Raw genomic sequence first — 10,575 nt, 5'->3', positions numbered from 1 at the left:
AGATGGGTGATATTGTTGGGCACGGTGCTGCCGAACTCCGACGCCGCAACCTTCTTCAAGCCGTCCAGATCGATCTTGAGATCCCTGCCAGCAGCGGTTTCGGCCGTGCTTGCCTTTGTATCGACCAGTATCGCCGAGCCGCCGTTTTTGCTCGGCGTCGACCCGACGAAACTCAACCGGGCGGCGGAGATGTCGATCGCCTGCCCGTCGCCGGCCGGAGCGATCTTGCGTATTTCGCTGGCGCCGATGGTTTTCGACGATGCGGAACGGCTGGTCACGTCCTTCTGGCCAAGGTCCACGACCAGGGATTCAACCTCTTTCGATCCGCTGCCAACGCGTTCCAACATAATCTCATCACTCCTGACCGACGGCCACACTCGGCGGGGTCCCGCCAGCCTCGTTAGGTCAGAAGTTTTTCAGTTATGTGACAAGGTCGATCTATCCCGCGGCTTCAAGAATGCAGTGACCTGCGATCGATGCAACGGTTCATCGATCGCAAGGGATGCTTGATGAAGCGCACCTATTCCTAGCCGGCTGAGCATTCATCGGATCAAGATTTCATCCCGCTTTCCTGCGGCGCGGACCGCGGCGATCCGCGCCGAACCGACATCAGAACTCCTCCCATGAAGCGGCAGAGGCCGTCGCGGTTGCGGCGCGTCCGCCAAAGGCGCCGGCGAGCTTCTGACCGAGCGTGCGCGCCGGCGAGGCGACCGGTTTGCTTTGGGGGGTGACGGCGCGGGGCGCCATTTGGGCGGCATCCAGCTTGAAACGGGCGATCAGGCGGGCAAGATTGGCCGCCTCCTCCGCCAGCCGGTTCGTCGCGGCTGTGGATTCCTCGACCATCGCCGCGTTCTGCTGCGTGACCTGATCCATCTGGTTGACCGCGGTCGAGACTTCGGAGAGGCCGGTCGACTGCTCTCTTGCTGCTGTTGCGATCGAGCGCACATGCTCATCGATCTTGACCACCTGGTCCTGGATATTGCCGAGCGCTTCGCCGGTCGCCGTCACCAGCTTCACCCCGGAATGGACCTCGTCGCTGGAACGGTTGATCAGCACCTTGATGTCCTTGGCGGCATTGGCCGAACGCTGCGCCAGTTCGCGCACCTCTTGAGCCACGACGGCAAAGCCCTTGCCGGCCTCTCCGGCCCGCGCCGCCTCGACGCCGGCATTCAGCGCCAGCAGGTTGGTCTGGAAGGCGATCTCGTCGATGACGCTGATGATCTTGCTGATTTCGCCCGACGCCTGCTCGATCCGTCCCATGGCCGAAACGGCCTCGCTGACGACGGCGCTCGACTGCCCCGTGCTTCTCTTCGCCTCGTCGACCATATGGCTGGCTTCCGAGGCACGCTCGGTCGAGTGTTTCACCGCGACTGTAATCTCTTCCAGGGCGGAAGAGGTTTCCTCCAGAGAGGCCGCCTGCTGCTCGGTGCGCTGCGACAGATTTCCGGAGGAGATCCGCATCTCGCCGGCGCCGCCGTTGATAATGTCGACAGCTGCCCGCACCTCGCCGAGAACAGAGCGCAGATTGGTCATGGTCGCGTCGACATTTTGCTTGAGTTCCCCGAAGGCGCCCTGGAACTCGCCTCTCATGTCTTCGGTCAAATCACCTCCGGCAAGCGCCGCAATCACACGGCAGGTCTCGGCGATGCCGCGATCGACCGACGCAACGAGGGAGTTGACACCCGTGGCGAAACTATTCAGGTCGGCGTGGCCATATTCCGCAGCAGCGCGCCGCGTGAAATCGCCGGCGCCCGCAGCCGTGATGACCGCGTCGACGTTCTTCTGCATTTCAACGACCTTCATCCGCTTGTCTGCGCCGGCAGCGTCCAGTTCCCGTATCTTTATGCCATTCTGCTTGAAGACCTCGACGGCGCGGGCCATCTGACCGATTTCGTCGCGCCGGTCGGCGAAGGGGATGTTGACGTCATGATTGCCGTGGGCGAGATCGTTCATGCTGTTGGTGAGCCGGCCGATCGGCTTTGCGATCACCCGGGCGCCAAAGATGGCAGCGCCGATCAGCGTGACGATGGTCAGCAGGCCGATGCCGAGATTGAGGAACAGAACGAGCGTGGCAGCAGCACTCGCTTCATCCGCAGCCGTCGCCGCCATCGTCTTGGCCGAGTCCACGCCTTCATCGAGCAGCTTGGCTGCTTCATCGGAGATCGCCAGCAGTTTTGTTTGGGCTTCTTTCTCCTTCGCATCGAGGGAGGTGTCACCGGCCTTGAGGGCGATCTTTTCGTTCGCGATTGCGGCGGTGTCGCCAGTGGCGGCAAAAAGCTTCTCGCCCAAAGCTTTGAGCTTCACGATCCGATCCTTGTTGACCTGCATGCGCAGCCCGGCCATAGCATCGTCAAGATATTTCATAACCGAATGGTGGCGTGCGGCGATGTAGTCGGTGGCCTTGGCGATGTCATCCGCGGATTTGGCGAGACGCAGATCGCGCACGCCGACCTGCATACCACGCCATGAAGCCTTGGCGTCGACCAGATCGCGCGAAACGATCAGCTGCCCCTCCTGATATTTCGCGCGTTCGTAGACATGCTGACCGCCTTGCCAGACGGTGAGGAACATGACCGCCACCAAGAAAATGCCGATGCCGGAAAGAATGGCCAGTTTGGTGCTGATGCGCGAAAAGATGCTTGCGGACATGTTTAATTCCTGCTTGGCGGCAACAGGAGTCTTCATATCCCCAGCTGGCTACGAAATAGGCGATCGACGTCATTCGACCGAAAAATCTGCGCCGACAATCCAAACCGCCTTACCGTTAAAGGAAATACGTTTGCCAGGGCCTGAGCCGACTAACAAATCGATCAAAGTCTAATAAAAAGTTCACTTTCGCCGCCGCCGAAACTCGGATGCGTGATTGGGATAGTGAATGCCCGATCTGGATATTCCTGGCGATGATCCGGGAGATTTTCCTGAGCTGCGGCCGGTGATCGTTAGACCGCGCCGCCGCATCGAGGCGGCGGCGTCTCTCAACAACGGAGCGTCAGGCCTTTTTCAGCCTCCAGGTCCGAATCTCAAACGGCATGATGTCGGCAGGGCCCTTGCGTTCCATCGGCTCTTCGAGAATGTTCAGCGGCTGCGATGCCGCCCATCCGGACGGCAGAGCAAGGGAGAGGCGGCCGCGGCGGCCGGCCGGTTCATAGAGGCGCAGGATCAGGCCGTCGCCCTCCTCCGCCGGCTTCAGACCCGAAAAAGCGACGGGAGTGCCGTCGACGGCGAGCGGTGCGAAAGTGCCCGCGGAGAGGCCTTTGGCTTCCGTTGTGACGAGCGGCTGATTGAGGTCGAGGGCCTCGTCGAGCACGCCGCCTTCATGCCAGGCACCCTCATGCGGCATTAGCGCATAGGTGAAGCTCTGCTCGCCTTCGTCGGCCAGCGGATCCGGATAGATCGGCCCGCGCACCAGGCTCATGCCGATCACATTGCCGCGGGCGCTATGGCCATATTTGGCGTTGTTAAGCAGCGCTACGCCAAAACCAGGCTCGCTGATATCGACGAAACGATGGGCGGCGGCCTCGAACATCGCCTGTTCCCAGGAGGTGTTCGTGTGCGTCGCCCGCTCGACCATGCCGAAGGCGCATTCGAATGTCGCCTTGCGGGCCCGGACGTCAACCGGGTTCAGCGTGCGCAGCAGGGTGCGGCGGTCATGCCAGTCGATCGTCGTTTCGATGTCGAGCCGTTTGGCATTGGCACTAAGCACATAGGTCTGCGTGACGCTCGAATTCCGGTAGCGGTGGACGACGTGAATCGCCGCACGGTGCGGGCCGTTTTCGACGAGCGAGATGCTTTCGGGCGCCGCGAGGCGAACGGCCTTTTCGGCATAATCCGCATCCATATCCCAGGCGTCCCAGTTGCGCGGCTTATCGGCGGGATAGACCCAGAGCTGGTTTGCCGAACCGTCGACCGCTTCGCGACCGCTCGCCTTATGGATCAAGCTCGCAACCGCCCCATCCTTGCCGATGATGACGGCGAGATGGTCGTTTTCGAGGCGATCGGGGCCTGCCTTCAGCCCGCCCGCCGGCTGCAGCCCGTGCCGGTCGAAGACCGCAATGGACAAAGGGGCAACGACATCAGCGGCCGAGATCACAGTGCCGTCGGCAAGCGTGGCGCTCAACGCCCGCGGCGCAAGTGATGGATTGACGACGATGAGGGCATTGGCAATCCCGCCCTTCGGCAGATGGACCGAGAGCGCCTGCAAGGCCTTTCCCTGCTCTGCTTTGGCGTGATCGATGACGTCACCGAGTTCCTGCTCGGCATCCTGATAGACTTCGCGGATGCTCGATCCCGGCAGGATGTCGTGGAATTCGTTCTTCAGCACTACGCGCCAGTCCGCTTCGAGGCTCCGGGGCTTGTCGGCGCCGAGCATATGGGCGAGCGACGCGAGGGTCTCGGCGGTGATCAGCGCGCGTTCGGCCTGGCGGTGCTTACGTTTGACGCCGCTTTGGGTCGTCAGCGTCGCGCGGTGCAGTTCGAGATAGATTTCGCCGTCCCAGACGGGAAGCTTCTTCTCCCCAGCGGTGCGATGTGCCTTTTCGTAGAAGCTTTTGACGGTGCCCCAGCGCGCCTGCGGAATGGCGGGAAAATCGCGCAATTGCACTTCGCGCTCCACCATTTCGGGTGTGACGCCGCCGCCACCGTCGCCATAGCCGACGGCAAGGAGCGAGGTATCGTGCTGTACCTTGCCGCGAAAATTCTTCCATGTCGGCACGTAGCAATCGGCCTGTACGAAACCGTTATAGCCGTGCATCGGATTGTCGAAGGTGTGGGTCAGCACCCGGCTGCCGTCGAGACCCTTCCACCAGAAGAGATCGGAAGGGATGTGGTTGGTCTCGCTCCAGTTGACCTTGATGGTGAAGAAGCTGTCGATGCCGCCCTGTTTCAGGATCTGCGGCAGGGCGCCGGAGAAGCCGAAGCAATCCGGCAGCCAGCAAACCGTATGGCGCGCGCCAAAAGTCTTTTCGAAATAGCGCTGGCCGTAGAGCACCTGGCGGGTGAGGCTTTCGCCAGTCGGCATATTGGTGTCAGGCTCGACCCACATGCCGCCGACGGTTTCCCACTTTCCCTCCGCGACCTTCTTCTTGATGCGCTGGAGAAGCTCGGGGTCTTCCTCTTCCATCTGCGCGTAATAATGAGCGGTCGACTGGTTGAAACGGAAATCCTCGGAACGCTCCATCAGCGAGAGCGCCGTGTTGAAGGTGCGCCGCATCTTCCGCCGCGTCTCGCGATAGGGCCAAAGCCAGGCAAGGTCGATATGGGCGTGACCGGTCAGCAGCAACTCGCCGTTCGGGGGGAAGCGCTTCTGCAACTGCTTCAGTCGCGCCGTCAGCGCCTCGAAAGCGGAAGCCGCCGAAGCACTCTGCTCGTCGGAAAGCCCCGCCGGCTTGGCCTCAAGCTCCGGCAGTTCCCAGATCTTCTGCTGCATGACGGCGCCCGACGTGCGGGAGATGTAAGCCGCCGTATCCGACGGCCAGTCGAGGCTGCGCAAGGTCTGCTCGGCGGCATCGATCAGATGCGGCACGACCTCATGCTCGCCGAGTACGCCGATCGCCTCGGTGACCTGCTTCAGGAGAAGATGCAGCTGATGAGCGGGACGATCGAGCCAGATAAACCGGGCCTTGTTCAGCCGCGGCGCCCTGTTCGGCTCGCCGAACGGAAAGCGGGCAACGCTTTCCGTCGCAATCGAGAAGCGGCGGCCTTTGACCGGGAATTCCTGATGATAGGGATCGAGACCAAATGTTTCGCTCTCATCGGGATAGCTCAGCGTGATCAGGCTCTCGCCGCCGAGATCGAGCTGCAGGCGAATATCTTCGAGCGGCCAGTTCGCCGGCGCCTCGGCGTTGACGGCAAAATGCACGACGCCCTGGCGATGCGGCCAGTCCTGGTGATGGGCGATCGGTTGGCCCTCGAACGTCCAGCCGTCGATCGGGCTGCTATACCGGTCCCGCCAATGCGCAAGCTCGGCGATACGGACCTTCAGACTGTCGAAGCGTTGGGCAATGGTGAGCGGCATGGCTTATCCTGTTGAAAATCGGCTGCGAGCGATCCGGAATCATGGCTTTGGGAGATGAAGACGATGCGACATGGAGCGCAAATGCCGGCCCCTCCTCCCAGCGGGTCCAACCGACGCTTAGATTAAGTAACTTTGATTTGGCGTCAAGGGAGGAGTCGTGGTGCGAGGCCCAAAACGTTTTCGGTCGGAACCGGACCGGCTTCCAACGAATAACGAAATCTTGATCGGCAACCCAGTTACCGGATCGCCACATCGGCCCTATTTCCCAGCAATTACGCTGAGATGCGGGCATCGATCGGGAGGGTAGGATGCTTCAAATTCGCAAATCACTGGCAGCCGCGGCTGCCGTCATCATGGTGGCCATGTCGGTATCATCCTGCACGACGAGTTCGAGCGATTCGGTACAAACGGGCTCAATCGGATATAGCAGCGTCGACTATGGGCTCAGACCCGCCTGTCGCGACGGATTCGGCAACGATCGTCCTTGCAGCTATTAGATCAACGGCCGCTCGGGCGATCCGCGTGCGCCCGAGCGAAAACGTCAGCTGTGATCCGACGACCGACGGCCACCGCCTGATCGGAGGCGTCAGCTATCCGCCTAGGCAACGATGTGAGGCCTACGTGGCTCTTTGAGCGGATCGACGAAGATCCACGTTGGACGGGCTACAATTCAGCCGGCATGGATTGCCAGCAGATCGGCATAGACCGTCCGGTTGCTCGCCAGAACTGGATGGCCCTGCAGCAAGGCCTCGCCCTCAGCCGGAAAGGGTAGATGGGTTCCACCGGCCTCCTTGACGAGACAGTAGCCGGCCATGCAGTCCCAGGCACGCATGTGGGGCTCATAGTAGCCAACAAGCCGGCCCGCGGCCACATAGGCCAGCATCAGGACGCCCGAGCCGTTGCGGATGAAATTCCCGCCTTTGCCAAGCAAGGCAGAGACAATCGCGCCTACCGTTGCTTCCCAGGGAGGCCAGCGTCAGTGTCAGCGTGACGGACAACGGCATCGGCATGTCGCCGGAGGCCATCGACAAGGCCTTCGAGCCATACTTCACCACCCGTGACACCGAAGGCGGAGCCGGCCTCGGTCTCGCCATCGTCTACGGGTTCGTACGCCAAAGCGGCGGCGACGTACGCATTGCGTCTCAGCCGGGCAAGGGAACGGTCGTTGAACTTTCGTTTCCTGCGTGAGGCCTTCTAAATTTGGCCGCAGCCTCGTAAGCGCACATCCGTATTAAGCGAACTGGACTAGGCGAGGAAGTCTGTCGCGCGCTGGTCATAGGGGGTAGTGACGCGGTGGAAGTGCTTCAACTTCGAGAAGAAGAGGTCGATCCAGTTGCGCTTGCAGTAAGGCCGCTAAAAGAGGGCGTTGCATCCCGCTCCTTGAATCAGCTCGCGGATGCTTTTTATTAGACGGTGGTTGGCTCGAAAGCCAAGAAGGTCAATGCGGTATGGAAGCGAAACGCTTCTGCGGTTGCTGTCGCGAGCTTCCTAGGTGTGTCTTCCCACCAGAAATTTCCGATGGCAAGTTAGTCCGGCAAACGATAGCCGATAACGGGCTTGCCCGGGGTCGCCTCGGGGCGCGATTCAGATCGTGCGCGGATCGGGGCCGTATCGATTTTGGCCGGACGTTGGGCGAGGAGCGATAATCAGAGCGACCCCGAGCAGGACCGCTGGCATCAAAAGCCCCGCCAGCACCCACCAACCACTGCTATCATTGTCATGAAAACGGCGAACGACGAAACTGAGCAGCGGGATGCCCCAGATCACCACCAACACAACCGCCGCGATCTCCTGCATGGATCGGGGGAAAATTGTAGTCATCGCAAACACGGCCGCGAAAAATATCGAGAAATGGACGACAAAAAAGATCGCATACGCCTTCCGCCGCTCGCGCCCCTTAAAATTCAGGGCGTTGGTATAGCCGCTCAAACACATATCAAACATTGAAATTTCTCCGACTTCTGTGATGCGTGGTCAAACCGCCAATGACCTAGCTATTTGCGTTCTTGGGTTGAGTTTTGCGCTGTAGCGCAAAATTCCGGCTAGCTTTGCCGTGTTCCAGCATAGAGCGGCTCATTGCATGATGGGCCTTGGGACTGATGGCCCCCGTCGCGCCTGCCTGGTATGCACCAGGACAGTGATGAAGTGCCTCAAAGATTCTTTGCAAAACAGACCGCTTCAGGCATGCCTTCATACTTGCCGAAGTTTGGGATCTCCCGGTACCCGTGGCGGCGATAGAAATTTGTGGCGCGTTCGTTGACACGGCGCGTCTCTAGCCAAGCTTCGGCGTAACCCTCTGCCTTTGCCTTATCTTCGAGATAGGAAAGAATTGCCGAGCCGACGCCACTCGTTCCCGGAAGGGCGAACATACGTTTGATCTCGGCGACTGTCCGATCTAGCGATCGGTAAGCACCGCAGCCGACGGCCCGACCTTGCGGATCAGTTGCGACAACGAAGCGAGTGCGCGGACCCACAACATCAGCTTTATTGAAGGATGATCTCCCACTATCCCCGGTTATTGCCTGAAGAGCGTTGGACAACAAATCCATCAGGTAAATTGCTTCCGGAGAGTCAGGGTCGACGGTTCGGATTTGGATCGAAGTATCCATTTAGCTAGCTCCAGCAGGTGATGACGAGATAGGTGGCCGATTGTTCATCGGGATTGGAAAAAGTTGCGTAGTCGCTCCTTCGCGCGCAGCTAAGCTGCACTATCGCCGCAGCTCTGCAGGCTCACTCAAGCTGCGCACGGACATTATCCTGCATAGTAACTGCGATGAGCGTGGCATCGTCGGGCTCGATGGGGAAGAGGCCGAAGCGCAGCTGATAACCCCAATTGCTGGCGCGCGTAAAGGCCAGTCGACCAAGGAGCGGGCGGATCGGCACCTCGGTCGCCGGCCACCACTCGACATCCCGCCGCCAGGGTACGAAGCCGGGGAACATTTCTGCTTGATAGGCTGAGCGGTCAACGATGGTCCCGATTGCTGTGAAGGCCTGCAGGCGGTCCTTGCCGCGGAAGGTTTCGGAGGGCGAGTAGTAGATGACGGTGTCGCCAGGGGCGGTCCGCCGCAGCGGTCCACCCTTCCCGTGGCAGACCTGCATGAAGCCTGCGGTGCGCCCGATTCGTACATGCTCGGCCGAGGCTACGGCGATCCACGCGCGCGCCATGGCTCAGGCTCCTGCGGAGACGGGATTGACCCGCATGCGGCGCGCTATGCTGCTGAATTCTAGCTCCGACGGTGGCATCAGTATTGTCGCGCAATCGGCGTGCCATTGTGCGCTCGGCGCCGCGGTGGTCAGATAAAAAATGCAATTGGACATGATACTCTTCTGTCTTGGTGGAGAAAGCGAACACCCGATGTTTTGTTCATCGAACCGTCGGTCGTTCCAAGGGGACGCTCCGCCATTGGCGGAGCGATGCGTTCTGTCTAGTCGATATCTCCGGCCAGAGGCCGCAATATCTTGACCAAGTCTGCGTTCTCAACGGCCGCGAAAAAAGCTGCATCGGCCGTCTCCACCGCCGTGATTGCCTTCTTGGCAACGTCGATGCCAATAGAGGTCGCCCTGATCACTTTCGCACGGGAATCGCTGGGATCGGCTTCTCTGGTGATCAATCCCTTCGACTCCAGCCGTGCAAGGACGTCGGATGTCATCTTGATATCTGTACCGGCCTGACCGGCAAGCTGAGCCTGATTGGGTGGCTTGCCGGCGCGGCCAAGCCACATCGCTGAGGCTAGGAGAACGAATTGAACATGGGTTAGACCCAGCGGTGCGAGCACCGCCGTCATCACGCGCTGCCACCGCATGGTAGTCCGCCACAGAAGCAATCCGGGACTCTCCGAGGCCTCCTTGTAGCGCGTTCCCAGCTTTGGCTCGTCATTCATGGCGTTCAAAGGCTTTTGCAGACTCGAATAGCCGTGCCATCGAAATATCGAAATCTCCACTGATTTGAGGGCCGAGTTCAGGTCCTACATCCGCGGCGGATGGTCCGGAGATTTCGAGCCGATGCGTCACTTGGGTTCCATCTTCAACTGATTTCAATGTATGGCGAAACAATAGCTTAAGATCACCGAACGAGGTTTCGTCGGCGTAAGTCACGTCATCGACCAGATCGACGATCACCGATTCGAAAGTTTCCTGTCCTGCAGGCGTCACTGAAAGGCGTGTACCTTTAGCGAAGGGTCCATGAAGAACGAAGGTATCTGATCCCTCGTACGCAAGTTTACCCTCATGGAGCGCCTTGAGGGCTTCCCAGATCGATCGCGCGGAGAGAGGGGAAATTGCAGTGTATTCATTCGTCCACATTGTGTGCTGCTCCAGTTTTGCTTTTTCAATTTAGTCTGTGCGCCTATTATCCGTGCGCAGACTATCTGTCAAGCGTCTTGAGGCCGCCTTGGGTCATTTGCCAGAACGCCTGTTTCACTTGAATTGGAACCGAACTGAAGATCCCAAGGTCCGCTTGTGCGCTAAAAGGTAGATTTCGTGCATACTCAGGAAACGCCGTGATCCTGGATCTGTGCGATATGCTCGCGGCGTCTGAACTCGACGGGAGCGAGTCCGGTTTC

General features: G+C 59.9%; 8 protein-coding genes and 3 pseudogenes. 2 read left to right on the top strand and 9 right to left on the bottom strand.

What is annotated here, in order from left to right; genetic code table 11:
• The 3 genes and pseudogenes from CO666_RS32965 to CO666_RS32955 form a co-directional block, all read right to left on the bottom strand.
• Positions 1-347: pseudogene (locus CO666_RS32965) on the bottom strand (hypothetical protein); the annotation flags it as partial.
• 262 nt (positions 348-609) lie between these two features.
• Positions 610-2,649 (bottom strand): methyl-accepting chemotaxis protein, encoded by a 2,040-nt coding sequence (locus tag CO666_RS32960; RefSeq protein WP_097616110.1) that lies wholly within the window; start codon positions 2,647-2,649, stop codon positions 610-612.
• A gap of 340 nt (positions 2,650-2,989) precedes the next feature.
• On the bottom strand, positions 2,990-6,013 hold the full coding sequence (locus CO666_RS32955; RefSeq protein ID WP_097616108.1) for an alpha-mannosidase: 3,024 nt from the start codon (positions 6,011-6,013) through the stop codon (positions 2,990-2,992).
• Between the two features lie 308 nt (positions 6,014-6,321).
• Here CO666_RS32955 and CO666_RS34815 point away from each other — a divergent pair, with 308 nt between their 5' ends.
• Entirely contained in the window at positions 6,322-6,510 is a 189-nt protein-coding gene (locus tag CO666_RS34815; protein WP_097616106.1) for a hypothetical protein, read from the top strand.
• Positions 6,511-6,683: 173 nt separating this feature from the next.
• Here CO666_RS34815 and CO666_RS32945 read toward each other — a convergent pair.
• Positions 6,684-6,965 (bottom strand): annotated as a pseudogene (locus CO666_RS32945) (inositol monophosphatase family protein); the annotation flags it as partial.
• Between the two features lie 23 nt (positions 6,966-6,988).
• On the opposite strand from CO666_RS32945, the pseudogene CO666_RS32940 reads away from it, so the two are divergent.
• Positions 6,989-7,201, top strand: a pseudogene (locus CO666_RS32940) (sensor histidine kinase); the annotation flags it as partial.
• Between the two features lie 396 nt (positions 7,202-7,597).
• On the opposite strand, the gene CO666_RS32935 reads toward CO666_RS32940, so the two are convergent.
• The 5 genes from CO666_RS32935 to CO666_RS32915 all read right to left on the bottom strand — a co-directional run bounded on the left by CO666_RS32935 (position 7,598) and on the right by CO666_RS32915 (position 10,315).
• The gene (locus CO666_RS32935) at positions 7,598-7,957 is read right to left on the bottom strand and encodes a DUF805 domain-containing protein (RefSeq protein ID WP_097616104.1); all 360 of its coding nucleotides are present in this window, start codon (positions 7,955-7,957) and stop codon (positions 7,598-7,600) included.
• Positions 7,958-8,163: 206 nt separating this feature from the next.
• A complete protein-coding gene (locus CO666_RS32930; RefSeq protein WP_097616102.1) occupies positions 8,164-8,622 on the bottom strand; it encodes a GNAT family N-acetyltransferase in 459 nt (152 codons plus the stop codon).
• A 121-nt stretch (positions 8,623-8,743) separates the two neighbouring features.
• Positions 8,744-9,178, bottom strand: coding sequence for an EVE domain-containing protein (locus CO666_RS32925; RefSeq protein WP_097616100.1), 435 nt, complete (start codon positions 9,176-9,178; stop codon positions 8,744-8,746).
• A 260-nt stretch (positions 9,179-9,438) separates the two neighbouring features.
• Positions 9,439-9,894, bottom strand: coding sequence for a MarR family winged helix-turn-helix transcriptional regulator (locus CO666_RS32920; RefSeq protein ID WP_097616097.1), 456 nt, complete (start codon positions 9,892-9,894; stop codon positions 9,439-9,441).
• The gene (locus tag CO666_RS32915; protein ID WP_097616095.1) at positions 9,887-10,315 is read right to left on the bottom strand and encodes an SRPBCC family protein; all 429 of its coding nucleotides are present in this window, start codon (positions 10,313-10,315) and stop codon (positions 9,887-9,889) included. Before CO666_RS32915 ends, CO666_RS32920 begins: the two co-directional genes overlap by 8 nt.
• Positions 10,316-10,575: the final 260 nt, after the last annotated feature.

It is taken from the genome of Rhizobium chutanense (assembly GCF_002531935.1).
Taxonomy (GTDB): domain Bacteria; phylum Pseudomonadota; class Alphaproteobacteria; order Rhizobiales; family Rhizobiaceae; genus Rhizobium; species Rhizobium chutanense.
The sequence above is the reverse complement of the archived record's forward strand: the minus strand, read 5'-3'. Positions and strand labels throughout refer to the sequence as shown.